General features: G+C 68.7%; 23 protein-coding genes and 1 pseudogene. 17 read left to right on the forward strand and 7 right to left on the reverse strand.

The features are described from left to right. Positions 1-3 precede the first annotated feature (3 nt). Complete coding sequence (gene uvrA, locus EAO78_RS13020; RefSeq protein WP_122106277.1) at positions 4-2,958, forward strand: excinuclease ABC subunit UvrA; 2,955 nt, start codon at positions 4-6, stop codon at positions 2,956-2,958. Positions 2,959-3,078: 120 nt separating this feature from the next. Continuing rightward, positions 3,079-3,462 carry a RidA family protein gene (locus EAO78_RS13025; RefSeq protein ID WP_122106278.1) on the forward strand — a complete coding sequence of 128 codons (384 nt, stop codon included), beginning with the start codon at positions 3,079-3,081 and terminating at the stop codon, positions 3,460-3,462. A gap of 53 nt (positions 3,463-3,515) precedes the next feature. Here the strand turns inward: EAO78_RS13025 and EAO78_RS13030 are convergent, their stop codons facing one another. Continuing rightward, a complete protein-coding gene (locus EAO78_RS13030) occupies positions 3,516-5,591 on the reverse strand; it encodes a MutS-related protein (RefSeq protein ID WP_122106279.1) in 2,076 nt (691 codons plus the stop codon). A 128-nt stretch (positions 5,592-5,719) separates the two neighbouring features. On the opposite strand from EAO78_RS13030, the gene larE reads away from it, so the two are divergent. The 7 genes from larE to EAO78_RS13065 all read left to right on the forward strand — a co-directional run bounded on the left by larE (position 5,720) and on the right by EAO78_RS13065 (position 11,438). Next, positions 5,720-6,700 (forward strand): ATP-dependent sacrificial sulfur transferase LarE, encoded by a 981-nt coding sequence (gene larE, locus EAO78_RS13035; protein ID WP_122106280.1) that lies wholly within the window; start codon positions 5,720-5,722, stop codon positions 6,698-6,700. Between the two features lie 132 nt (positions 6,701-6,832). After that, entirely contained in the window at positions 6,833-7,036 is a 204-nt protein-coding gene (locus EAO78_RS13040) for a hypothetical protein (protein ID WP_122106281.1), read from the forward strand. A gap of 56 nt (positions 7,037-7,092) precedes the next feature. Then, on the forward strand, positions 7,093-7,362 hold the full coding sequence (locus EAO78_RS13045) for a glutaredoxin family protein (RefSeq protein ID WP_203227891.1): 270 nt from the start codon (positions 7,093-7,095) through the stop codon (positions 7,360-7,362). A 49-nt stretch (positions 7,363-7,411) separates the two neighbouring features. Further along, positions 7,412-8,635, forward strand: a complete 1,224-nt coding sequence (locus EAO78_RS13050; protein WP_122106282.1) for an alanyl-tRNA editing protein — start codon at positions 7,412-7,414, stop codon at positions 8,633-8,635. Further along, complete coding sequence (locus tag EAO78_RS13055; RefSeq protein ID WP_122106283.1) at positions 8,632-9,621, forward strand: AIR synthase family protein; 990 nt, start codon at positions 8,632-8,634, stop codon at positions 9,619-9,621. Before EAO78_RS13050 ends, EAO78_RS13055 begins: the two co-directional genes overlap by 4 nt. Before the next feature lie 75 nt (positions 9,622-9,696). Then, positions 9,697-10,887, forward strand: a complete 1,191-nt coding sequence (locus EAO78_RS13060; RefSeq protein ID WP_122106284.1) for an acyl-CoA dehydrogenase family protein — start codon at positions 9,697-9,699, stop codon at positions 10,885-10,887. Continuing rightward, entirely contained in the window at positions 10,884-11,438 is a 555-nt protein-coding gene (locus EAO78_RS13065; RefSeq protein ID WP_122106285.1) for an HAD family hydrolase, read from the forward strand. The genes EAO78_RS13060 and EAO78_RS13065 overlap by 4 nt, the downstream gene beginning before the upstream one ends. A gap of 440 nt (positions 11,439-11,878) precedes the next feature. Here EAO78_RS13065 and EAO78_RS13070 read toward each other — a convergent pair whose 3' ends face one another. Next, positions 11,879-12,616, reverse strand: coding sequence for a hypothetical protein (locus EAO78_RS13070; RefSeq protein ID WP_122106286.1), 738 nt, complete (start codon positions 12,614-12,616; stop codon positions 11,879-11,881). Position 12,617: 1 nt separating this feature from the next. Continuing rightward, positions 12,618-13,550, reverse strand: coding sequence for a hypothetical protein (locus EAO78_RS13075; protein ID WP_122106287.1), 933 nt, complete (start codon positions 13,548-13,550; stop codon positions 12,618-12,620). Between the two features lie 99 nt (positions 13,551-13,649). Here EAO78_RS13075 and EAO78_RS13080 point away from each other — a divergent pair. The 3 genes and pseudogenes from EAO78_RS13080 (at position 13,650) to EAO78_RS13090 (ending at position 15,789) form a co-directional block, all read left to right on the forward strand. Further along, positions 13,650-14,244: pseudogene (locus tag EAO78_RS13080) on the forward strand (IS6 family transposase). Positions 14,245-14,589: 345 nt separating this feature from the next. Further along, positions 14,590-15,393, forward strand: coding sequence for a M14 family metallopeptidase (locus tag EAO78_RS13085; protein ID WP_122106288.1), 804 nt, complete (start codon positions 14,590-14,592; stop codon positions 15,391-15,393). 105 nt (positions 15,394-15,498) lie between these two features. After that, on the forward strand, positions 15,499-15,789 hold the full coding sequence (locus EAO78_RS13090) for a hypothetical protein (RefSeq protein ID WP_122106289.1): 291 nt from the start codon (positions 15,499-15,501) through the stop codon (positions 15,787-15,789). 60 nt (positions 15,790-15,849) lie between these two features. Here EAO78_RS13090 and EAO78_RS13095 read toward each other — a convergent pair whose 3' ends face one another. Next, a complete protein-coding gene (locus tag EAO78_RS13095; RefSeq protein ID WP_122106408.1) occupies positions 15,850-16,236 on the reverse strand; it encodes a cupin domain-containing protein in 387 nt (128 codons plus the stop codon). Between the two features lie 66 nt (positions 16,237-16,302). On the opposite strand from EAO78_RS13095, the gene EAO78_RS13100 reads away from it, so the two are divergent. Further along, the gene (locus EAO78_RS13100; RefSeq protein WP_122106290.1) at positions 16,303-17,637 is read left to right on the forward strand and encodes an aminotransferase family protein; all 1,335 of its coding nucleotides are present in this window, start codon (positions 16,303-16,305) and stop codon (positions 17,635-17,637) included. Positions 17,638-17,732: 95 nt separating this feature from the next. Further along, a complete protein-coding gene (locus tag EAO78_RS13105) occupies positions 17,733-18,911 on the forward strand; it encodes a CBS domain-containing protein (RefSeq protein ID WP_122106291.1) in 1,179 nt (392 codons plus the stop codon). 51 nt (positions 18,912-18,962) lie between these two features. Here EAO78_RS13105 and EAO78_RS13110 read toward each other — a convergent pair whose 3' ends face one another. The 3 genes from EAO78_RS13110 to EAO78_RS13125 form a co-directional block, all read right to left on the reverse strand. Beyond that, positions 18,963-20,525 carry a 2-isopropylmalate synthase gene (locus EAO78_RS13110; protein WP_238987704.1) on the reverse strand — a complete coding sequence of 521 codons (1,563 nt, stop codon included), beginning with the start codon at positions 20,523-20,525 and terminating at the stop codon, positions 18,963-18,965. A gap of 383 nt (positions 20,526-20,908) precedes the next feature. Beyond that, positions 20,909-21,568, reverse strand: a complete 660-nt coding sequence (locus tag EAO78_RS13115) for a CRISPR-associated protein Cas4 (RefSeq protein ID WP_238987696.1) — start codon at positions 21,566-21,568, stop codon at positions 20,909-20,911. A gap of 362 nt (positions 21,569-21,930) precedes the next feature. After that, positions 21,931-22,587: a hypothetical protein gene (locus EAO78_RS13125; protein ID WP_122106295.1), complete on the reverse strand. Its 657-nt coding sequence runs from the start codon at positions 22,585-22,587 to the stop codon at positions 21,931-21,933. A gap of 139 nt (positions 22,588-22,726) precedes the next feature. On the opposite strand from EAO78_RS13125, the gene EAO78_RS13130 reads away from it, so the two are divergent. Genes EAO78_RS13130 through EAO78_RS13140 form a run of 3 tightly spaced genes read left to right on the forward strand, consistent with a single transcriptional unit; the run spans position 22,727 to position 24,822 of the window. Continuing rightward, on the forward strand, positions 22,727-23,308 hold the full coding sequence (locus EAO78_RS13130; RefSeq protein WP_122106296.1) for a biotin transporter BioY: 582 nt from the start codon (positions 22,727-22,729) through the stop codon (positions 23,306-23,308). Between the two features lie 3 nt (positions 23,309-23,311). After that, positions 23,312-24,115 (forward strand): energy-coupling factor ABC transporter ATP-binding protein, encoded by an 804-nt coding sequence (locus EAO78_RS13135; RefSeq protein ID WP_122106297.1) that lies wholly within the window; start codon positions 23,312-23,314, stop codon positions 24,113-24,115. After that, positions 24,112-24,822 (forward strand): energy-coupling factor transporter transmembrane component T family protein, encoded by a 711-nt coding sequence (locus tag EAO78_RS13140; RefSeq protein WP_122106298.1) that lies wholly within the window; start codon positions 24,112-24,114, stop codon positions 24,820-24,822. The genes EAO78_RS13135 and EAO78_RS13140 overlap by 4 nt, the downstream gene beginning before the upstream one ends. Positions 24,823-24,936 lie beyond the last annotated feature (114 nt).

Genomic DNA, 24,936 nt, shown 5'->3' on the forward strand with positions numbered 1-24,936 from the left:
AGAATGAGCAAGGACTACATCGAGGTCCGCGGCGCGGAGGAGCACAACCTCAAGGACCTCGACGTCCGGGTCCCGCGCGAGGAGTTCACGGTCGTCACCGGCCTCTCGGGGTCGGGCAAGTCGTCGCTCGCGTTCGACACGATCTACGCCGAGGGCCAGCGCCGATACATCGAATCGCTGTCGGCGTACGCCCGCAACTTCCTCGGACAGATGGACAAACCGCAGGTCGAGGCGGTCGAGGGGCTCTCGCCCGCGATCTCCATCGACCAGAAGAACGCCGCCAACAACCCCCGGTCGACGGTGGGTACGGTCACGGAACTCCACGACTACCTCCGGCTCCTGTACGCCCGGATCGGCGTCCAACACGACCCGATCACCGGCGAGGAGGTCGGCGAGCAGTCCGCCCAGGACATGGTGACGCAGATCCTCGAGTTGCCGGAGGGCACCCGCGCGAAGGTCGCCGCGCCGGTCGTGCGCGACCAGAAGGGCGCCTTCGAGGACCTCTTCGAGGACCTGGTGTCGGAGGGGTACGCCCGCGTCGAGGTCGACGGCGAGCCGATGGACCTGACGCTCGACGAGCCGGATCTCGACCAGAACTACGACCACACGATCGACGTGATCGTCGACCGGGTTCGGGTGAGCCACGACGCCCGCTCGCGGATCACGGACTCCGTCGAGACCGCCTTAGAGGAGGCCGGCGGCGCGCTCAAGCTCATCGTTCCGGACCCGCCCGCGGACACGCCGTTCGCCTCGAACGCCCGATCGACCGGGTCGCTGGCGGCGGATTCGGAGGGTGACGACCGGCTCGTCGTCGAGTTCTCCGAGGAGTTGGGGAACCCGAACTCCGACTTCCAGTTCTCGGCGATCGAGACGCGCTCGTTCTCCTTCAACAGCCCGTACGGCGCGTGTCCCGAGTGCGAGGGGATCGGGTCGACGAAGGAGGTCGACGAGGACCTCGTCGTCGTCGATCCCGGAAAACCCCTGAAACACGTCTTCGAGCCGTGGAGCTACAACCGGACGTACTACTCCAGGCAGATCGACAACGTCGCGGAGCACTTCGGCGTCGACCTCGAGACGCCCTTCGGGGAGCTCGACGAGTCGATCCGGCGGCAGTTCCTCCACGGCACCGACGACGTCGTCCACTTCGAGTGGACCACGAAGAACGGCACCCGCGAGAAGACCGAGCGCTTCGAGGGCGTCATCCCGAACCTCGAGCGTCGCCACGTCGAGACCGACTCCGAGCGGGCCCGCGACCACATCGAGGAGTACATGGCCGTGACGACCTGCCCGGAGTGTGAGGGCACCCGGCTCAAGGAGCAGTCGCGCCACGTCCGCGTCGCCGGGACGCCGATCACCGAGGTCAACCGGCTGTCGATCGCCGAGGCCCGCGAGCACTTCGAGGGGATGGAGGACGACCTCGGCGAGCGAGACACGAAGATCGCGACGGAGATCCTCAAGGAGATCCGCGCCCGGCTCGGCTTCATGGAGGAGGTCGGGTTGGAGTACATCACGCTCGACCGGGAGGCCTCGACCCTCTCCGGCGGCGAGAGCCAGCGCATCCGGCTGGCGACGCAGGTCGGCTCCGGGCTCGTCGGGGTGCTGTACGTGCTCGACGAACCCTCCATCGGGCTCCACCAGCGCGACAACGACCGGCTGTTGAACACGCTCGAGGGGCTTCGCGACCTGGGGAACACCCTGATCGTCGTCGAACACGACGAGGAGACGATGCGGCGGGCCGACGAGATCGTCGACATGGGCCCGGGTCCCGGAAAGCGCGGCGGCGAGGTGGTCGCACAGGGCGACTTCGACGACATCGTCGCGGCCGACGACTCCGTCACCGCGGACTACCTCGCGGGCCGCAAGGAGATCCCGGTGCCCGAGGAGCGCCGCGAGCCGGAGGGGGAACTGGTCGTGCGGGGCGCACGCCAGCACAACCTGAAGGACCTCGACGTGCCCATCGAACTCGGCACGCTCACGACCGTCACCGGCGTCTCCGGCTCGGGGAAGTCGACCCTGATCAACGACGTCCTCTACAAGGGACTCGCCCGGGAGATGAACGACAACACGAGCGTCGACCCCGGCGAACACGACGCGATCGAGGGGATGGAGGGGATCGAGACCGTGCGGCTCATCGACCAGTCGCCGATCGGCCGGACGCCGCGGTCGAACCCCGCGACGTACACGGACGTGTTCGATCACGTCCGCGAGCTGTTCGCGGAGACCAAGCTCGCGAAGCGCCGGGGCTACGAGAAGGGACGGTTCTCCTTCAACGTGAAGGGCGGTCGCTGTGAGGAGTGCGGCGGACAGGGCACCGTGAAGATCGAGATGAACTTCCTCTCGGACGTCCACGTCCCCTGCGAGCAGTGTGGCGGGGCGCGCTACAACGACGAGACGCTGGAGGTGACGTACAAGGGCGCGACGATCGCCGACGTGCTCGGGATGAGCGTCGCGGAGGCGTACGACTTCTTCGAGAGCCACGGAGGGCTCCAACGTCGCCTGAAGCTCCTGAAGGACGTGGGGCTCGGCTACATGGAGCTCGGGCAACCCTCCACCACCCTCTCCGGCGGCGAGGCCCAGCGCGTGAAGCTCGCCGAGGAGCTGGGCAAGAAGGCCACGGGCGACACCCTCTACCTGCTCGACGAGCCGACGACCGGCCTCCACAAGGAGGACGAACGGAAGCTGATCGAGGTGCTCCACCGTCTCGTCGACGCCGGCAACACGGTGGTCGTCATCGAACACGAGCTCGATCTCGTGAAGAACGCGGACCGCGTGATCGACCTCGGCCCAGAGGGCGGCGAGGGCGGCGGCGAACTCGTCGCCAGCGGGACGCCGGAGGCGGTCGCCCGCGACGACGACTCCCACACGGGTCGGTACCTGCGCGACCTCCTCCCCGCCATCGACATCGAGGGTCCCCGAAGCGACCGGCGGAAGCCCGCGAAGGCGGCCGACGACGACTGATTCGGTCGGTCAAACGCTGGTCGGGGTCGCGGCTCGGCCGGATCACGGCCCGGCCGGGTCGATCCCCAGGTCCTCCGCCGATCCGCAGCTTGATATGCCGTGCCGTCGTCGCTCCCGACGATGAAAGAGATCACGAGCGACGACGTTCCGGACGCGCTGGGCCCGTACTCGCAGGCGATCGTGTCGGACGGCACGGTTCACGTCTCGGGCAAGACCGGCGTCGACCCCGAGACCGGCGAGGCTCCGGACTCGGTCGGCGCACAGACGACGCAGACGCTCGCGAACGTCGAGCGGATCCTGAAGGCGGCCGGCACCGATGCGGACGCGATATTCCGGTCCACCGTCTACCTCACGGACATGGACGACTACGACGAGGTGAACGAGGCGTACCGGTCGTACCTCTCCGAGCCGTATCCCGCCCGGACCTGCGTCGAGGTGTCGCGGCTTCCCGCGCCGCTCGACGTCGAGATCACGGTCGACGCGGAGCTCGACGGCGACGAGTGACGCGGATTCGATCGGGGGACGGGGCGGAGTGCGGCGGAGACGGGTGACCGCGCTCAGAACTTCTCCAACAGGTCCCCGTAGAAGTCGCCGCCGCGGTCGTCGGCCAGCTTCTCGACGATGAGCTCCGGGGTCGACCGTGCGAGGTGTCCCTCCCGCGGCGAGCGGTTCACGCGGAGCTCGCCGTCGACGAGCCCGACCGCCTCTATCCCGTCGACGGCCACGTCGTAGTCGGCGGCCTCGCGGATCTCGCGGGCCAGATGCGAGACGAAGACGGCGACCGCGTCCTGGTCGTCGAGCGCCTCCAGGATACCCGCGATGATCTTCGCGGACGCCCCAGGCTCCGTGATCGACTCCAGCTCGTCGACGAGGACGAGCCGCCCGTCCGCGCCTTCGACGAGGTCGCCGAAGTCCCGCAGCGTCGCCTCGAACGCCCCCGCGTCGAGGGTGCCCTGGGATTTGGCGTAGTAGTGGACCTCCTCGAAGCGGTCGAGTGCCGCCTCCTCGGCCGGGACGGGCATCCCCATCTGTGCGAGGACGACCACGAGCGCGACCAGATCGAGAGTGGAGGTCTTCCCGCCGGAGTTCACGCCAGAGAGCAGTCGCACCCCGTCGACCGCGTAGTCGACCGGCTCGACGTCGGCGAAGTCCACGTCGAGAAGCGGCGAGCGGCCGCCCTCGATCCGGAAGCCGCCCGAGCTTCCGTCGTCCGCGCCACCCACGCCCTCGTCGCCAGCGTCGCCTTCGTCCCTCCCGTCCGGATCGCGGACCTCGGGAATGACGCAGTCGAAGTCGCGGGCGAACCGGGCGATCGCGAGCTCCACGTCGAGTTCCAGGGCGTCCCGCACGAGCTCCTCGACGGGCCCGTGGAGCTCGCCCAGGTCCGCCGCGAGCTCCGCTTTCAACCGGGCGGCCCGCCGGTCCCGGCCGGCGGCCAGCTCGGTCCGCAGCCGCGAGACGGTCGACTCGTCGCGTTCGACCGGAAACGAGGGGTCGTCGTCGAAGACGCGCTCGGCGAGGTCGACCTCCTCGGGCGCGAGCTCGAGCGCGTCGACGAGGTGCTCGCGGGCGCGCCCCATCGCGGTGTCGTACTCGTCCGCGAGCTCGCGGTCGAGAAGCGAGTCGACGCGAGCGCCCTGCTCGACGAGCGAGAGGAAGTCCGTCCCCTCGATGGTGACGTCGCGCTCGCGGATCGCCTCGCGGAGGTGGTCGTCGGCGACGGACTCGGCCGTCGAGACCGCCGTGTCGAGGTCGTCGACGGCGGCGGTCAGCCGCTCGAGCTCCGCGTCGCCGACGATCGTTCCGTCCTCGTCGAGCCGCGAGAGCGCGTCCCGGAGCGCGTCGAGGTCGGCCGCGGGCTCGGGGGCGGCGTCGCCGTCGGCGTCTCCCGTCCGGTCGGCCGCACCCACCGTCTCGTGGACCGCCGCGGCCGCCTCCAGCCGCTCGCGGTTCTCGGCGAAGAACGCGAGCAGGCGCTCCGGGACCGTCTCGGCGGGCGTCGAGAGCGCGTCCGGCCGCACGTGGACGTCGCCCTCCACGTCCATCCCCGCGAACTCCTCGTCGAGGACGATCACGCTCGCGTACGACCGCGCGAGTTCCGCGATGTCCCGAGTGTCCTCCACGGTCTCGACCGACAGCTCGGGCACACGGGCCTCGGCGCGGGCGTACTCCTCGGCGTCGGCGGTCGCCAGACAGCGGTCGCGCACCCTGACGGTCGGCGGGTCCTCGAGCGGCTCGACCCCCTCGAGCGCGTCCAAAACCGCCGGATCGGGGTCGTGCTTCGTCGCCTCGGCGGCGAACGCCTGCGCCTCCGCGATCCGCGAGGCGGACGCGCTCGGGTAGAACGTCTCGAGACGCTTCTCGGCGTAGTCGGTCACCGTGCGCTCCTTCAGCAGGCCGAGCGCGCCACGGTACACCTCCCGTGCCCGGTCGGTCGCCAGCACGCGGCTCGCGTCGTCGTGGCGTCGGCGGATCGCGCCGCGGGCGACGCGGGCCGCCCGCGCCTCGTTCACCCCCGGCGCGCGGGCGATCGCCGCCACGTCGCCGGACTCGACGGTCGCCGCCGGGTCGTCGAGCTCGCGGAGCGCCCGGGCCGTCTTCTCTCCCACGCCGGGGATCGCCTCCAACTCCATTCACCCCTCATATCGCGGCAACCCGCAAAAGGATGCGGGTGTCGGCGGTCCGAGGCCGTCACGGCGGAGACGCCGTCGCCCCCGGCCGACGCCGACGACCTTTTTCGCGACGACGACGAACCGCGACCATGGACCAGGACGCTCCCACGGTCGGGATCGACGACCCCATCGCGACGGGAACCGACCGACTGGACCCCGAGACGGCCGAGAAGGCGCGAGCCGCTCGCGAGGATCTCGCGGCCCGTGACGGGGTTCTCGTCGCCTTCTCCGGCGGCGTCGATTCCTCGGTGGTGGCGGCGCTCGCACACGACGCACTCGGCGAGGACGCGGTCGCGTGTACCGCCCGCAGCGAGACCCTGCCGGCGGCCGAACTCGACGACGCGAAACGGGTCGCCGGGGAGATCGGGATCCGCCACGACACGGTGACCTTCTCGGAGCTCGACGATCCGAACTTCGTCGCCAACGACGGCGACCGGTGTTACCACTGCCGGACGATGCGGCTCGGCCGGATGTACGACCGGGCCCGCGAGCTCGGGATCGGGACCGTCTGTGACGGGACGAACGCCGACGACCCCGGCGAGGGCCACCGCCCCGGCCTGCGCGCGGTCGAGGAGCTCGACGTGTCCTCGCCGCTTCTCGACGCCGGGATCACGAAGCCGGAGGTCCGTGAGATAGCCGAGGCGTACGGCCTGTCGGTCGCGGACAAGCCGTCGATGGCGTGTCTCTCCTCGCGGATCCCGACCGGACTCGAGGTGACGGAAGCACGGCTCTCGCGGGTCGAACGGGCCGAGACTATCCTCCGCGAGTGGGGGTTCGAGGGGTTCCGCGTGCGCGACCACGACGGGCTCGCACGGGTGGAGATCGCCCCCGACGAGCTGGAGCGCGCGCTCGATCCCGCCTTCGCCGACGCGGTCCACGAGCACCTCACCGACGTCGGCTTCGAGTACGTCACCCTCGACATGGCGGGCTACCGGACCGGCAGCGTGAGTCCCGGCGGCGACGGCGACAACGGAACGGGCGAGGGCGACGTGGACGAGGACGACGCGGGCGGAAGCGGCGACGCGGACGAGGGCGACGCGCTCGACCTCGACCGACGGTACCCGCGCTGACGACGTTGGACGAGGCTAAGCGAGGTCGAGCGAAGTCGAGAGGTCTCCGCCGAGACACGTCAGCCGTTTCATGTTATCAGCCGGGAGAATCCGGCACGAACGCTTATAAGCCGTATCGGCCGATCCCACGGCATGGGCGAAGCCAACACGCTCGCGGTGCTCGCGGGCGGGGTCGGCGGCTCCGTCGGCGCGTTCGTCGGCGTCGCGGTCGGCGGGGACCCGATGCGAGTCACGCTGATCACGCTGGTCGTCGCGCTCGTCGTCGGAAGCGCGGTCGTCGCCAGCGCGGTCATCGCCGGCGACGTCGAGTTCCTCGTCGATCCCGACGGTGAGTGAGCGATCGAGCGGACGGGACCGAAACCCTCTGGACGGTCGCGACCCTCCCTCCGATCATGAGCGCCGAGAGGTCCGATCCCGTTCCGGTCACGGTCTACACCCGCGAGGACTGCTCGCCGTGTGTCGTCGCCCGCGAGACGATCGAACGGGTCGCGTCGGGGCTGGCGGTCGACGTCGACCTCGAGCTCGTCGACGTCGACGATGACCCCGAACTCGCCGACGAGTACGGCAAGCGCGTCCCGTACGTGTTCGTCGACGGCACCCCGGCCTTCAAATACGAGGTCGACGAGCGGGAGCTCAAGCTGAAGCTGCTCGCGGCGTCGTGAGCGGTCGCCACCGATCACCTATTTACCTGACCGCGACGAGGTCCCCTCCATGACGGCATCACGCGCGCCGGCGGAGCCGGCGGTCCGCGAGTTCGAGTCGACGGTCGAACGGATCGACGGCCGGGAGGTCGTGCTGGCGGAGACGTACTTCTACGCCGAGTCGGGCGGCCAGCCGGCCGACCGTGGGACCCTCGGGGGCGTCCTCGTCGACGACGTGTTCGAGCGCGACGGCGAGGTCGTCCACGTCCTCGCGGAGGACCCCGCCGCCGGAACGGCGGGCGACGTGGAGCCGGGCGACACCGTGACGGGCGTCGTCGACGACGACTTCCGGACCTATTGTGCCCGCGCACACACCGCCTCACACGTCCTCTACGGCGCGGCCCGTCGGACCTGCGAGGACCTCGGGTACGCCGGCTTCGACATCTCCCCCGAGAAGGTTCGCGTCGACCTCACGACCGCCGAGCCGCTCGACGACGCGGACCTCGTCGAGCTCGAGCGGCTCTCGAACCGGGCGGTGTGGGACTCCCGATCGGTCTCCTGGGAGGTGCTCCCCGAGGCGGAGGCGCGCGACCGCGACGGGATCGCGTTCAACACCAAGACCGAGGAGGGCGCGATGAGCGGCGGCGAGTCGGTCCGCGTCGTCACCGTCGAGGACTGGGACGTGGCCGCCTGCGGGGGAACTCACGTGGAGAACACGGCCGAGATCGGTCAGATCACGGCGCTCGACCGGTCGAACCCCGGCGAGGGGGTGACCCGCGTCGAGTTCGCCGTCGGCCCGACCGCCGTCGATCGCGGGGCCGCGATACACGCGGCCGCCCTGGAGTCGGCCGCGGCCGCCGACACCAACGTCGGCGACCTCCCCGAGGAGGTCCGGCGGCTCCGCGGGGAGGTCGACCGGCTCGACGCGGCGCTTCGGGACGCGCGGTCCGACCTGCTCCACGCCCGACTCGCCGAGTTTCCGACGAGGGAGGTCGACGGGGTGGTCTGGGCGGTCGGGTCGCTCGCGGACGCCGACCCGAACGACCTCCGCGAGCCCGCGACGGCACTGCTCGAGTCGGACCCCGCCGTCGACGCGCTCGCGGCGGTCGGAAGAGGGAGCGCGCCGTTCGTCGTCGCCGCGGTCGCGCCCGACGCCGACGCGGACGCCGGCGCGGTCGTCGAGGCGGCCACCGACGAGTTCGGCGGCGGCGGCGGTGGCGGGCCGACGTTCGCGCAGGGCGGCGGGCTCGACGCCGACCCCGACGAGGTCGTCGCGTGGCTCCGGGAGCGATGACGGGGAAGGTCCCTCCGGACGCGCTCACGGATCTCCTCGCGGCGACCGGCGCGACTGACCCGGCGGTCTCGGTGGGACCCGCCCACGGCGAGGACGCGGCCGCGATCGACCTCGGCGACCGGACGCTCGTCGTCGCCACGGACCCGCTGTCGCTCGCGACCGAGGCGGTCGGACGGCTCGCGGTCCACGTCGCCTGCAACGACGTCGCCGCGAGCGGCGCGGACCCCCGGTGGCTGACGAACACCGTCCTCGTCCCCGACGCCGATCCCGAACGCCTGCGGACGATCGCGACCCAGGTCGACGAGACGGCGACGGACCTCGACGCGGCGGTCGTCGGGGGCCACACCGAGACGGTGCCCGCGCTGGACCGCCCGCTGCTCTCGATGACGGCGCTCGGGACGACCGACCGCTTCCTCTCCACGGGGGGAGCGACACCCGGCGACCGGCTGCTGCTCACGAAGGGCGCGGGCATCGAGGCGACCGCGATCCTCGCGACCGACTTCCGGGAGGAGTGTGCGGCCGCGGGCGTTTCGGAGGCGACGCTCGAGTCGGCTGCGGGGTTCCTCGCGGACGTGAGCGTCGTCCCCGACGCCGCCGCAGTTCGGGAGTTCGCGACCGCGGCCCACGACCCGACCGAGGGCGGGGTCGCCGGCGCGCTCGTCGAGCTCGCCGCGGCCGGCGGGAGCGTCGTGGAGGTGGATCGCGACCGGGTGCCGGTCCGGCCGGAGACGTTGGCCTGCTGTGACGCGCTCGGGATCGACCCGCTCCGCGCGTTCGGCTCGGGCGCGCTGCTCGTGGCGGTCCCCCCCGAGCGGGTCGACGGAGCGCTCGAGGCGCTCGAGGCGGCCGGTATCGTCGCCGCCGAGATCGGGTCGGTGCGCGATCCGGGAACGGGATCGGGCGGGGATCCGGCCGGCACGCTCCGACTCGACGGCGAGTCGATCCGCGAGCCGCCGCGCGACGAGCTGTACCGGCTCTGGGAGTGAGTCGGGGGTCCCGCCTCGCTCGCCCCACGCCCGTCCGCCCGCGCACTTTTGCCGGCCGGGGTCGAACTCCGGAACATGACTGGCGCGCGCGTCGGGTCGGCGCTGACCGAGGAACAGGCGGCGGTCCGCGACCTCGTCCGGGAGTTCGCCCGCGAGGAGGTCCGCCCCGTCGCACGGGAGGCCGACGCGGCGGGGTCGTTCCCCGAGGACGTGTGGGACGAGCTCGCCGAGCTCGGACTGACCAGGCTCACGGTCCCCGAGGCGTACGGCGGGTTCGACGCGGACGCGACGACGTACGCGGTCGTCAACGAGGAGCTGGCCCACGGGTCTCTCGCGGTCGCGACCGCCCTCTCCGTCCACTGTCTGGTGACCTCCTGTCTCGCCGAGTTCGCGGCGGAACTCCATCGAGAACGATGGCTCCCCGAGATGGCCGAGGGGCGCCCGGTCGGGGCGTTCTGTCTCTCCGAGCCGCACGCCGGGTCGAATCCGGCCGCCATGTCGACGACCGCCGAGTACGACCCGGACGCGGACGAGTACGCCCTGAACGGCGAGAAGCAGTGGATAACCAACGGCTCGCGGGCGGGCGTCGCCGTCGTCTTCGCGAAGGTCGTCGACGGCGACGACGGCGGGGAGGACGCCGCCCCCGACGACCCCGGCTCGATCACCCAGTTCCTCGTTCCCATGGACGCGGAGGGGGTCGCGGTCGGCCCGAAGGAGGAGAAGCTCGGCCTGCGTGCCTCCGACACGACGCCGATCACCTTCGACGGCTGCCGGATCCCGGCGGCGAACCGACTGACCGAGGAGGGACGAGGGCTCTCGGCCGCGCTCGGGACCCTGACGGGCGGCCGGATCGGCATCGCGGCACAGGCCGTGGGGGTCGCGCGGGCCGCCCTCGAGGCGGCGACGGCGTACGCGAGCGAGCGGGAGCAGTTCGGCGAGCCGCTCTCCGAGATCGGAACGATCCGTCACGAGGTGGCGGAGATGTCGACGGACGTCGCCGCCTCGCGGCTCCTCGTTCGCGAGGCGGCCCGGAAGGCGGAGGCGGGCGAGGACGCCCGCGTCGCCGCCGCGCAGGCGAAGTATCGGGCGAGCGAGGCCGCGATGTCGACCGCGAACGAGGCGATCCAGATCCACGGCGGCTACGGGTACACGACCGAGTTCGACGTCGAGCGGTTCTACCGCGACGCGAAGGTCACGGAGATCTACGAGGGGACGACGGAGATCCAAAAGGAAGTCATCGCTCGGGGCGTCTTCGACACACGATGACCACCGCCCTCGACGCGGCCGACGCGATCGTGTACGACCTCGACGGTACCCTCCTCGAACTCGCGGTCGACTGGGACGCCGTCGCCGACGACGTCGTCGCCGCGTACGCCGAACGCGCGCTGATCGCGCCGACGGGCGACCTCTGGTCGCTGCTCGACGCCGCCGCCGACTACGGTATCGAGACCGCCGTCGAGGAGACGATCGCCGGACACGAGCGGACAGGCGCGAGCGAGTCGATCCTCCTGCCGCTCGGCGAACGGCTCGCCGCCGGCGGCGACGACCGCCCCGCGGCGGTCTGTTCGCTCAACTGCGAGGACGCCTGTCGGATCGCCCTCGAGACCCACGGGCTCGGGGAGGCGATCGACGCCGTGGTCGGCCGCGACACCGTCGAGACGCACAAACCCGAGCCGGAGTCGTTGCTGGCGGCGGTCGACGCGTTCGGGAGCGAGCCGGAGCGGGCCGTCTTCGTCGGCGACTCCGAGAGCGACGCGGTCACGGCCGACCGCGCGGGCGTTCCCTTCGTTTCGGTCGTCGACGCGCTCGACGAGTAGGCCGCGCCGATCAATACGGAGGGCTCACGAATCGGTCAATACAGCCACCGTTTTCTCGTCGGATTCCCTCGCTCACTGGGTTCGCTTCGGGAACCGCTCCTCGAAAACCCTGGAGGGAAAAATCCGACTCCGCCGTCTCCGACGGCTCCGTCGGTGAACCGTCACTTCGTCGCCAGCGCTTCGCGCCGGCTGCCAGTGGCGCGTCGCGCCACGGTGTTCGCGGATGCTCAGTACAGGTGAGCGATGTAACGGGGGAAACTACGAACTATCGAATAGCTGTCAAGACACTCGTGCAAGATATAGAGGATGTAGTCCGCAGGTGGTTATTGTCTGTTCCATGTAACTAATTGTGGAACAGCCGATAAGCAGGTGTGCACTTAGCTTGCTCCACTCACCGAAATTCACTGGGGAACGCGTTATGTACTTGATGCTTGAAGTGGTCAGGCATCGTCTCCAGATACGTCCGTCGGGACGCTGCCGTCACTGGAATTGTTCCTGAGTGCTGATGCCGAGTATTCTCTCGAAACAAACACTAATTGGATACTATCGATGGCTGTTGCTCCCAAAACTTCCTCTTCGATTTGGTCATCAGCGAATTCTGCTGGATTTGTTGTCGCTAGCTCTGTTTCTCCCGGTACGTTTGCGGCGACATCGTGGGCGTCGATCACAATCCAGAAATCTTCCTCGTCTTGAGCCCGGAGTTGAGTTAATTCGTCCTGTACCGATTCGTGCGAACTAATCCTCAGCCAGCCTTGGAACGTTGAGTAGAGCGTCTCCTTTCGCGCCTCGGCTCGCTGTTCTATCTCACGAATCACCTCCCGCAATTCATCAGTGACCTCGTAAACACCTCTTCCAGCTTTATCGTCGTAGAAATCCACCAAATACCTCCATGCCGAATTTTCACCTCGGTCTATCTCCGACTGAATCTCCTCGATATCATTCTCACTTAGTTCCCCCTCGTAATTGACTTTCACCTGTTGGATGTTCCGGAGAATCCCGCTCCGGTGCTCCTCGATAATTGAGTCCTTCGCATTTCGGAAGATATTCTCAACCTGTTCCGTAGCGAAATACTCTGTTTCGCCACTAAACAAGTATCTCCTACATTCTCTGTGATGGGGGTCAGTAAAGAAACAGAAACCGAGGATGACTCCCTTGTCAAGAAAGGCGTTGTCCGCCATTCTATAGGTCGTCTAACTCCTCAGAGATAGCCGTATTGTACGAATCACCGACGCTGTCTAAAGCCGAGGTGGACTGTCTTTCTGAGAGGGCACCCTTCCGCTTCTGGGCTACCCGGCTCTGGAGATCTCTGCGCACTTTTTCTTTCTCTTCACGCCAGTCTTCGAGTGCCTCCGAACCAATATTCGAGTGCTCCTCGAAGCGTAGAATGATTCGTGCGGTCCCCTCAATGAAGGCCTCTGTGAAGTCATGGAGTTCTCTCGGGCTTCGCCCGATATCGACCAATAGGCGCACCGTGTCGTCCCAATCAAGGTAGATGTTATGGATTTCCGAGTAACGCTCCTCGTCGAAGTTCGCTAGCATCTCATCCAAGAGTTCTTCGATGCGGGTCTTCTCATCGGGGGCGACGAATTGGCTCAGCCTGTGCTGATCTTCGTCTTGTGAAACCGTGTTTAAGTACCACCGTAAATCAGCATATGCGATAACGAAATCGTCGGGCGCAAAGTTCTGGTACTGGTACTCTTCCAGTTCCTCAGCTGTTTTGTCGCCGTGTTCAGTGACCACGGACTGAACCGCGTTGTAGATGTCGTCTTTGAGGTCTTCCGCCAGGTGGTCGAAGTCGGATTCGCTGACTTGGTTGGCCGGATAGTACGCTTGTCCACCGAAGTGATTCGCGTTGGGTCTGTACGTGACCGCTGAATTCAGATGAGCTTCGGAGATGGTACGGCCGTACTTGTACCAATACTTCGGCAGACCGACTTCCCGGCCGTATTCCTGCGCTAACAGCCGATCAGTTAAACAGCAAAGTTTGTGGATACGGGTCCGCCCTGTCTCACGGCCGTCTTGCTCGTGACGTTCCGCAGCCACCCGATACAGAAGATACTCCGGCGGCCCCAAGTCACCGAGGTCATTATCCGCCGGTGGCGACTCAGACATTTGTCCTATTCAGGCTATAGAATCCGGGTACAAAATAATTGGCGTTGTAATCACGGTCGCGTAAAGTTAGAGAATGAGGCGTTCGACTTCAGAGAGTCTATGACCGAAATCGAACGCCTCAGCGAACGTATCGCGTGGATCGACTTGTCGTTTGTGGAGCGAGATCGAACTCCGCGATGGGCGATTGAAATAGGGATCCGCTGTCACTTGGCCGTCATGTCACTACGTGAGGTAAGTAAATTTCTCGATGAATACGGGATCGATCGGAGTCACGTCGCTATCCATAACTGGGTTCATAAAGCCGATCTACAGCCGATCTCGACCGTGTCTGCGGATCAACTCGCGGGTGACGAAAAGATGATCCGCCTCCACGGCCAGAAGTTCTGGCTGTACGGTGCGGTTGATCCGTTTACGAACGAGATCCTTCACGTGAGCCTCTATCCGACCGCAAATAAACAGACGACGCGATGGTTTCTCACCGAGCTACACCGGCGCTATCAGCTCGATAATGTGGAATTTCTCGTCGATGACAGACTATCTCGGATCTGTCCTCGCTGAAGACGGCTATCGATTTCAAATCATTCAACATGGAAATCGGAATGCCATCGAACGTGTTTTTTGGGAAATAGAACGACGAACATCATCGTTTGCAAATAGTTTCAGCAATGTCGCGCTAGAGACAGCTCAAAATTGACTTGAAGCCGTCGCAGTCTACCACAATTCACGCCAAAGTTAACGCGACCGTAATCACTTCCTGAACTCAGAGTGATCTCCAGTAGGAAACCATCACGAATACGACCAACCGCGGTACTTAGCGATTCCTCGTCAGCAGTTTCGACGGTGACAACATGAGCGACAAGCGCCCTACATCTTGCACGGCGTTCAGAACATTCTCTCGAATTGTCAGGTTTTCCCCACTCAATTCGCAAGCGAGACGTAACGGCCGTCTCACACGAGAACCGTCCGAAAGGAACGATTCCGACGAAACGGACGAATCCCGATCCGAACGCGACTTACCCGCGGACCGTCTGGATCGGTCATGGACGTCTACGAGCTGGGCGAGGGCCCGGCGGAAGTCGCGGTCGTCGCGGCGATCCACGGCGACGAGCCCTGCGGGGTCCGGGCGGTCGAGCGCCTCGTCGCCGAGGAGCCGACGGTCGAGCGCGCGATCAAGCTGATCGTCGCGAACGAGGAGGCGCTCGCGGAGGAGACTCGCTACCTCGAGGCCGACCTCAACCGGTCGTTCCCGGGTGATCCCGATAGCGAGGTCCACGAGGGGCGACTCGCCCATCGGCTCCGCTCGGAGCTGGTCGGCTGCACGACCCTCGCGATCCACTCGACGCAGTCGTACGCCGAGCCGTTCGCGGTCGTCGACTCGATGGACGAGGTCGCCCGCGCGGTCGCGCCGCACCTCCCGGTGGACGCCGTGGTTCAGACCGACGCCTTCACCGAGGGGAGACTGATCGAGCACCCGCACACCATCGAGGTCGAGGCCGGCCTCCAGGGGAGCGAGGCGGCCGCCGACAACGCCTACTGGGTGACGCGGGCGTTCCTCGCGGGGACCGGCGCAGTGCCCGCGCCGGGCTCCGACGACGTGATCGACGCCGGCGGCCGCGAGGACGTGCCCGTCTTCCGGCTTCGCGACCGGATCCCGAAACCGAACGCCGAGGAGTACGAGGTGTTCGCGCACAACTTCGAGCGCGTCGAGGCCGGCGACCGGTTCGCGACCGCCGACGGCGACTCGCTCCGCGCCGAGGAACCCTTCTACCCGGTGTTGCTGTCGGCGGACGGCTACCGCGACCAGTTCGGGTACGCCGCGGAGCGGGTCGGCGCGATAGAGTAGGCGATGGCCCGGGGAGGCCGGACGATCGTTCACTCGATTGATCGATACACCAGTTCGTCCTCAAATTCCAAACGAGATAGATGAACACGACGGAACGTCACGAGCATGGCCGGCCTCCAACGACTCAACGAGCGTGAGATGGATCGGTTAGCGGCCTACTCGATCGGCGTCGACGAGGAAACGGTCGAGGGGATAGTACGTGCCTTCGATGCCGTCGGTGTCGATGTGTCAGAGAGACCGACGCAGCTCGTCGACTGGGTCCACGCGGATACGTTGGACCTCCGGTGGAGCGCCGACTGGCCGGTGTATCTGAGTACACGGATCTGGGACCACCGGGTCGTCATCACTGCCGAGGAGCTCCGGATCTATCCGCCATTGGGTCTCGGATACGACTGATCCGTCGGTCGATCCGGTTGAGTTCCCGGCGGCGTCCGGTCGACCCGCTACGCGTACCGCTCACTCGACGAGCTCGATGGTGTCGTCGCCGTTCGGCACCGCACAGAGGAACGCGCCGGGCTCGTCGCCCTCGTTGCGGTACCAGTGCTCGACGCCTGCGGGGATCAGAAGCGAGTCGCCCGCCGAGACCGTGTGCTCCTCGTCGCCGATGCCGACGACGTACTCGCCCGCGAGGACGTGCTGTTCGTGTTCGACCGCGTTGGTGTGTCGAGGAACCTCGCTTCCGGCGTCGATCTCGAACCGCCGGATCGCGAAGTTCGGCGCGCCGTCCGACTCGTCCAGGAGGACCCCCTTTCGGAGACCCTCCGCCGCGTCGACCGACTCGTAGGAGACCTGGTTCGCGCGTTTGACGACCGGTTCCGGGTCGGTGTTGGTCGCTTCGCTCATACCGTTCGCGTCGTTCCGGACCGGCATAAATGGATTTATTGTGGTATAGAGGATCATGAAGAACGTATGCAAGAGAACGTACCCCACGCCGGGCGCGGCGAAACGGACGGGGAGGCGATACCGCACTGGCACGACCCGGACGGTGAGGCGATGACCATCGTCGAAGGGGAGGGCGCGACGGTGTACGACGACGAGGGGTCCGCGTACCTCGATCTCATCTCGCAGCTCTACTGTACGAACGCGGGCCACAGCAACGAGGCGATCACGGACGCGATGACCGCACAGATGGAGCGGATCCCCTACGTCTCCTCGGCGAAGGGGAACGACGTTCGGGACGCGTTGGCGGACGACCTCGCGAAGATCGCGCCCGGCTCGCTCTCGGAGGTCTACTTCTCGGTGTCCGGGAGCGAGGCGAACGAGGCGGCCGCCCAGATCGCGAGGACGGTCCAGGACGCCCCGAAGGTGCTGACCCGGTGGCAGTCCTATCACGGCGGAACCGCCGGCGCCGGCTCGCTCACCGGGGACCCGAGCACGCGCTCGACGCTCGGCCGCTACGCCGCGACGACCGGCTCGGAGAAGTTCCTGCCGCCCCTGCCGACGGCGTTCGACGCCGACTCGCCGGAGGACCTGGCCGAGCAGGCGGCGAACCACGTCGAGTTCGTGATCCAGAACGAGGGGGCGGACTCGGTGGCCGCGATCCTGATGGAGCCGATCGGCGGAACGAGCGGCGGCTACCCCGCACCGCCGGGCTACTTCGAGCGGCTCCGCGAGATCTGTGACGAGTACGACGTGCTCCTGATCGCGGACGAGGTCATCACCGGGTTCGGCCGCTGTGGCGAGTGGTTCGGCATCGAGACCGAGAGCGTCGAGCCCGACATGATCACGTTCGCGAAAGGGGTGACGAGCGCGTACGCCCCGCTGGCCGGCGTGATCGCCGACGAGTGGATCGGCGAGACCGTCCGCGAGGAGGGGTACGACCTGGGACAGACGTTCGCCGGACACCCCGTGGCCTGTGCGGCCGGTCGCGCCGCGATCGACGAGTACGAGTCACACCTCATCGACGACGCGCGTGAGCTGGCGCCGGTGCTCGAGTCCCGCCTCGAGGAGCTGGCGGCGACCCACGACGTCGTCGAGACCGTCCGCGGCCGCGGGTTCCTCTGGAGCGTCGTCTTCGCCGACCCCGAGACCGGCGAGCCGTTCGTCCACCCGTGGGCCGGGGACGACGACGAGGAGAACCCGGTCGCCGCGGTCCGGGAGGCGGCCGCCGACCGGGGTGCCCTCTTCGGGAACGGACGGCCGGACGTACAGATCCTCATCGCGCCGCCGCTCTGCACCACGCGTGCCGAACTCGAACGGGGAATCGACGCGCTCGAGGAGGCGATCGAGGAGACCTTCGAGTAGCGCCCCGGTTCAGTCCCCCGCTTTCGACCACGGGGAGCCGATCGACCGCCCGTCGACGGTCAACAATTAAACGGCCGCCCGATCAACGACGGGGCATGCGTGGACTCCGGATCGGGACCGTCGTCGGCATTCCGGTCAGACTCAACTGGACGTTCCTGATCGTGTTACCGCTCTTCGCGTACCTCATCGGCTCGGAAGTGGAGACCATCGCCGGCGTGATGAACGAGACGTTGGGCGCCGGCATCGACACGGCGGCGGTCGGCGTCGGAGCCACCCCGTGGCTGCTCGGACTGGCGGCCGTTCTCGGGCTGTTCGGCGGCGTCCTCCTCCACGAGTTCGGCCACTCGCTCGTCGCGATGCGGTACGGCTACGAGATCGAGTCGATCACGCTGTGGCTGCTCGGCGGGCTCGCGAGCTTCACGGAGTTCCCCGAGGACTGGAAACACGAGTTCTGGATCGCGGTCGCGGGGCCGATAGTCAGCCTCGGCGTCGGCGCGGTCTGTTACGGCGTGTTCGTGCTCGCACCCGCGGGCTCGGACGCCCTGCTCTTCGTGTTCAGTTACCTGGCGGTTCTGAACGTCGTCCTCGCCGGATTCAACATGCTGCCGGCGTTCCCGATGGACGGCGGCCGCGTCCTGCGGGCGCTCCTCGCGCGCAGCCAGCCGCACGCGCAGGCGACCCAGCGTGCGGCCGGGGTCGGCAAGGTGTTCGCGTTCCTGATGGGCGTCTTCGGCCTGTTGACGTTCCAGCTGCTCCTCATCGTGCTCGCCTTCTTCATCTACATGGCGGCCTCCGGCGAGGCCCAACAGACCACGCTGAAGGCGGTCTTCGAGGGCGTCACCGTCGCGGACGTGATGACGCCCCGCGATCGGCTCCACACGGTGACCGAGACCACGTCCGTCGCCGATCTGATGAGCCGGATGTTCGAGGAGCGCCACACCGGCTACCCGGTGATGGACGGCGGCGACCTCGTCGGCATGGTCACCCTCGAGGACGCCCGCGAGGTCCGGGAGGTCGAGCGCGACGCCTACCGCGTCGAGGACGTGATGGAGACGGACATCGCCTCCGTTACGGCCGACACCGACGCGATGTCCGCCCTTCGAGTGATGCAGGAACACGGAGTGGGACGGCTGCCGGTCCTCGATGCGGACGGCGAGCTGGTGGGACTCATCTCGCGGTCGGACCTGATGACCGCGTTCAACATCATCCAGACGGGCGGCACCCCGAGCGTGATCACCGGTCGACGCGCCGACGAGGACGGTCGGATCCTCTGAGAAGGTGACTCGGACCTCTGAAGGATTCCGTCGCCGCTCCGCCGGCCGGATCTAGTCGTCCGCGGATCCGACCGACGTCGCCGCCCGGTCCGCGTTCGGGTCGTCGTCAGCGAGCTCCGAGAGCCGGTCGAGCGCGTCGACCATCGCGACGACGCTGGCTCGCGTGATGTCCGCGTCCGACGCCGACACCGAGACGGACCGGTCGCCGCGCGAGAGGTCGACCGCCACGGTGACGACGGCGTCGGTCCCGCCGGTGATGGCGTCGACGTGGTAGGAGTCGAGCTCGAAGGAGACGGCGTCGACCCCGCCGCTCTCGTCCGCGAGCGCCGCACGGACCGCCTCGAGGCCGGCGTCGACCGGGCCGGAGCCGGTGCCCGAGGCGACCCGCTCCTCGTCGCCGACGCGGAGCCGCACCGAGGCGGTCGGCAGGTTGCCGCCGGAGGTCGCCGAGAGGTCGACGAGCTCGACGTGACGGTCGCGCTCGCGGCCCTGGACGTCCTCGGTGATCGCGAGCAGGTCCGCGTCGGTGACGCGCTTCCCGCGGTCGCCGAGCTCCTTCACCCGGGAGACGACCTCCCCGAGCTCGTCGTCGTCGACGTCGACGCCGTGGTCGGCGAGCGCGGCCGCGACGCCGGCGCGGCCGGCGTGTTTGCCGAGCACGAGCCGGCGCTCGCGGCCGACCGTCTCGGGCGGGTACGGTTCGTACATCGTCCCGTCCTTCAGCGTGCCGTCGGTGTGGATCCCCGACTCGTGTGCGAACGCGTTCGCGCCGCACACCGCCTTGTTCGGCGGGATCGCGACGCCGGTCACCTCCGAGACGCGACGGCAGAGCCGGTAGAGTCGCTCGACGTCGACGGTGTCCACGTCGTAGGTGCGGTCCAACGAGATCGCGACCTCCTCTAACGCCACGTTGCCGGCGCGCTCGCCGACGCCGAGGACGGTGCCGTGGACCGTGTCCGCTCCCGCCTTCAGCCCGGCGTGGACGTTCGTCAGCCCGAAGCCCAGGTCGTCGTGCGTGTGGAGGCTCGTCGGGCCGAGGTCGGCGAGCCGGGAGACGACCTCGGCGGTTCGCTCGGGGCCGGCCGCGCCGACGGTGTCACAGTAGCAGACGCGGTCCGCGCCCGCGTCGAGCCCGGCACCCATGAGCCGCTCGAGGTACTCGAGGTCGGCCCGCGAGCCGTCCTCGCCGAGCACCTCGACCCAGAGGTCGTGGTCCTTCGCGTACTCGACGAGCTCGACGGTGGTCTCGACGACCGCCTCGCGGCTCGATCCCACCTTCGTCTCGACGTGTTTGTCCGAGGCGGGCACGACGAGGTTGACGCCGTCGACGTCGCAGTCGAGCGCGCGGTCGATGTCGGACCGGACGCCGCGCGCGAAGCTGGTGACCGTCGCGTCGAGTTCCTCGTCGGCGACGCGGCGGATACCCTCGCGTTCGCCCTCCGAGGTACAGGCCGAGCCCGCCTCGATCACGTGGACGCCCGCGGCGTCGAGCTCGCGGGCGACGTCGACCTTGTCCGCGGGCGTGAGCGAGACGCCGGGCATCTGCTCGCCGTCGCGCAGCGTCGTGTCCAGTAGCTGTACCTCCTCGAGATCGGTGAATGGGTTCGGGTTCAAAAGGTTCTCCGTGGTCCGCGTCGGTGTCGTTCGGTCGGTGCCGCCGTCGGGGACGAAGCTCCGAGCGTCGGCGTGAGCGTCGGCGTGTGCGTGGGCGTTACTGTCGGCGAATTTCACGGCCAGCCGCCGTGAGGCGACTTGCTCTATCCTCCGAACGACCACGAGTGTCTCGTGTCATTCGTACCCGTGCGGATGGTCCTCAGGATAATAAAACGGACGGTTCGCGTCCGAACTCGCCGACCGATCGTCGGCGAAGCCCGGTCGAGAGCGACGATCCCTCACCGTTCGTCCCTCATCAACTGTCCCTCGCCACCCGACCCACACCGCTCGTCCCTCATCAACCATCCCTCATCGCTCGTCCCTCGCCACCCAACCCACACCGCTCACCCCAGAAGCGAGCGCAACGATCGACGGCCGGTCCCACACTCTTCCCGGTACTCGCAGGTCGTACACCGGTCGTCGTCGACGCGGGCCGGCGGGCCGGCGATCGCGCGGACCGCCCGGACCGTCCGTCGATAGGCCGCCTTCCGACGGGTCGTGATCCTGACCTCCCGGACGACGCCGACGGCGGGATACTCGAGGACCGCCCGCGGAACGTCGCGCTCCCGCTCCCACGCGAGCGCCTTGGCCGCCGCGACCGCCCGGACCGACTGCGGCTCCCAGACGCCGCGTTCGGGCGGCTCGCCGGGCGAGCAGATCACCGGAGTCGGCGGTCCGCCGTCGACGGCCGCCAGCAGCTTGTGGACGACCCCGTGACACTCGCGTCCCGAGAGGAACGCCCGCGTCTCGGTCGGGTCGACGAGCCGGTCGTACAGGTCGCGCTCGCGGAGCCGAGAGAGGTTCCGGCGGTAGGCGGCCGGCTCGCGGCGGAGCGGGAGCCGTCGGAGGACCGAATCCGGCGCGTCGATCAACTCCGGGTATCGGTCGGCCAGGTCGATCCGCTCGGTCGCCTCCGTCGGAAGGTCCCGATCGTCCTCGCGCCGGCGGTAGTAGAGTTGGCGGGGACAGTACGCCGCGGCCGCGAGGTCGCTGAAGGGGATCACGGGGAGGATCGCCGCGGGTTCACACATAAGGAGTCGGTCGAACCGGACGCGTTACGGCCGACCGGACGCGTTACGGCCGACCGGACGCGTCACGGTCGAAGCGGTCCGCGAGCTGAAGCGGTCCGCGAGCCGAACGGGACGTGATCCCCGGACGTGGTCCTCCGTGGTGGCGCGTGCCCGTGAGCGCCGCCCCGCGGCGCTCGCGGACCGCGCGAGGGAGGTCGAGGGGACCCGCCGGCCCCCCCGGCGGGTCGCCGAGGCCGAGGCTGGGGAGGCGTGAGGTGTGTGCGGTCGGATCTGTCGCGACCGAGGAGTCGACGCCGCTCACGGCGAGGAAACGACCGATCACGAGGGTCCCGCCGCTACAGCGACACGTCGGTCTCGATGTCCTCGGTCGCCTCACGGAGCCCGTCCTCCCGTGCGTCGGTCGCGAGCGACTCCTCGATGTCCGCGTCGGTGAGGAGACCGCGGAACTCGTCGCGGAACCGGTCGTTCACGCGCGTGGACGCCAGGTCCGCGCGGGCGACCGGAACGAACTCGCGAACGACCTCCGGATCGACGTCGAGCTCCGCCGCAGCTGCCTCGACCGACCGGTCGGCCGCGAGCAGACGCTTCAGCGCCGCGTACTCGAAGGGAGCGTCCCGGTCCGCCTCGGCGACGAGGTGGAGGTCGAGGCGCGCGTCGCGGACCGTCCGTGCGTCGATCCCGGAGTCGGCGCCGTCGGGGTCGTCGTCGAGTTCCTCGCCGAGGTCGGCGGCGATCCACCCGTCGTCCTCGCCCGCGAAGAACCCGTAGACGACGCGTTCGTACGCCTCGTCGTCGAGACCGGTGTCCTCGAGCCCCGAGTCGAGATCGTACCGCTCGCGCATCGCCGTGATGAGTTCCGCGACGCGCTCCTCGACCGCGTCGTCGTCGCGGTCGACGAGGCTTCCGGGCGACTCCGACTGTCGCTCGGTCACCGTCTCGGAGCCGGTGGCGTCGACGAAGAGGTCCCGGAGCTCCTCGGTCTTCTCGTCCATGCTCCTAGGAGGAGGCGGCGAGCGCGAAAAAGGGTGTCGGCGACTACCCGATCCGCCGGGATCGTCCCCGAACCGTCGTCCCGGCGCTCCGACGACGTAAACCGATATACTAAAATTGGTTTACGAGAGACCGGCGAGCATGTCCACCCGAACCGAGTCGGTCGACCTCGTCGGCGACGAGGCGGCGGTCAACCTCGCGCGCGCCGCGCTGTTCGCCGCGCTCGTGGGCGCGTTCGCGTACGTCACGTTCCCGAACCCGATCTCGCCCGTCTCCGTGACGCTCCAGGTGCTCGGCGTCTTCCTCGCCGGGATCTACCTCGGTCCCGTGTGGGGGCCGGCCGCGCTCGTTCTCTACCTGGTCGCGGGTGCGCTCGGCGCGCCGGTGTTCGAGGGCGGCTCCGCCGGCGTCGGCGTCCTCGTCGGCCAGTCCGCCGGCTACCTCTGGTCGTACCCGCTGGCCGCGGGCGTCGTCGGCGCGGTCGTCCACCGCGGTACCGCCCTCCGCGATCCCGCCGCCGCCGGGCTCGCGACCCTCGTCGGCGCGATGGTCCTCGGAACCGTCGTCGTCTACGGGCTCGGGATCGCCGGCCTGATGCTCGTCCTCTCGCTCGGCCCCGTCGAGGCGGCCACCGTCGGCGCGCTCGCGTTCCTCCCCGCGGAGGCACTGAAGATCGCCGCCGCGGTCGGGATCGTCCGATCCGACGCGATCGCGGCCGCCTGAACCGTGATCGTTCTCGAGGACGTCACGTGCCGGTACGGGGGAACCGGAGACGCCGGCAACGGAGCGATCGGGGAGCGAGGGGACGCCACGATCGTCGCCGTCGACGACGTCACCCTCACCGTCCCGGATGGCGAGTTCCTCGTCGTCGCCGGCGCGAACGGCTCCGGGAAGACGACGCTCGTCCGCACGTTCAACGGGCTCGTGCGGCCGGACTCGGGAACCGTCTCGGTGAACGGGACGGCCGTCGGGGAGGACCTCGTCGCCGCCCGCGTCGCGATCGGGATGGTGTTTCAGGACCCGCGCGATCAGCTGGTTTCGGCCACGGTCGGCGGCGACGTCGCGTTCGGTCCGGAGAACCTCGGACTCTCTCACGGGGAGATCGACCGGCGGGTCGCCGAGGCGCTCGAGGCGGTGAACATGGTCGGCCGCGAGGACGACCGGATCGCGACGCTGTCGGGCGGCGAGCGCGAGCGCGTCGCGATCGCGGGGGCGCTCGCGATGGAGCCCGACCACCTCGTGTGTGACGAGCCGTTCACCGGGCTCGACGAGCCGGCCCGCGAGTCGGTGCTCGGTCATCTCCGCGAGCGCCACGCGGCGGGGACCGGCGTCGTCGTCGTCACCCACGACCTCCGTGACGTGATCGGGCTCGCGGACCGCGTCGTCGGCCTCGCCGACGGGCGGGTCGTCGTCGACGGGACGCCGGCGGAGGCCGTCCCGGCGCTGTCCGGACTCGGCGTGCGGGTGCCGAGGGGAGGAGAGCGATTCGGCGACGATCGCTTTCCCGACGACGAGGATCCCGACGCGTGACACTCGGATACGTCCCGGGCGACTCGCTCGCCCATCGCCTCGACCCTCGATCGAAGCTGCTCGTCCAGATCGGGTTCGCCGCGGCCGCCTACGCCCACACGACCCCGCGGGGGCTTGCGGCGCTCACGCTTCTCGCCGCCGGCTGTCTGTGGGCCGCCGCCGGCGATCTCGATGACCTGTGGGCGTACCGGTTCGCGCTCCCGGTGCTCCTCCTCGCTCCCCTCGTCGCGGGCGCGACGCTCGGGGAACCCCGGTTCCGCGTCGACCGGGCCGGCGCGGCGGCGCTCGCGAGCTATCGGGTCCTGCTCCTGCTCGTCGTCGCCGCGGCCTACGTGCGGGCGACTCCGGTTCGCGACTCTCGAGCGGCGATCCAGCGCACGGTGCCGGGGAGAGCGGGCGCGTTTCTCGGGATCGGCGTCGGGCTCGTGTTCCGCTTTCTGCCGCTGCTCCGGCGCGACTTGCTTGCCGCTCGCGAGGCGATCCGCGCCCGCGGCGGCGGTCAGCTCCCCGTCCACGAGCGGATGCGGCTGATCGCGGTCGCCGGGACGAACCGGGCGTTCGGCCGGGCCGACCGGCTGGGCACCGCGCTCGCCGCGCGGTGTCTCGCGTGGAACCCGACGCTCCCGCGGTTGGCGTTCGGACCCGCGGACTACCTCGCGCTCGCGTTCGGAGTCGGGCTGCTCGCGTCCGCGGCGGCGGCGGTCTGACCGGCATCGGGACGGCGGTCCGATCCACGACGAGGCGGTCATCTGAGGGCCGGGGGCGATCGGCTCCGGCTCCCGCGTGGCAAGTTTTAACCCGACCGTATGCCCGTGATAGAT

Source organism: Halobellus captivus (assembly GCF_003697845.1).
In the GTDB taxonomy this organism is placed as follows: Archaea; Halobacteriota; Halobacteria; order Halobacteriales; family Haloferacaceae; genus Halorubrum; species Halorubrum glutamatedens.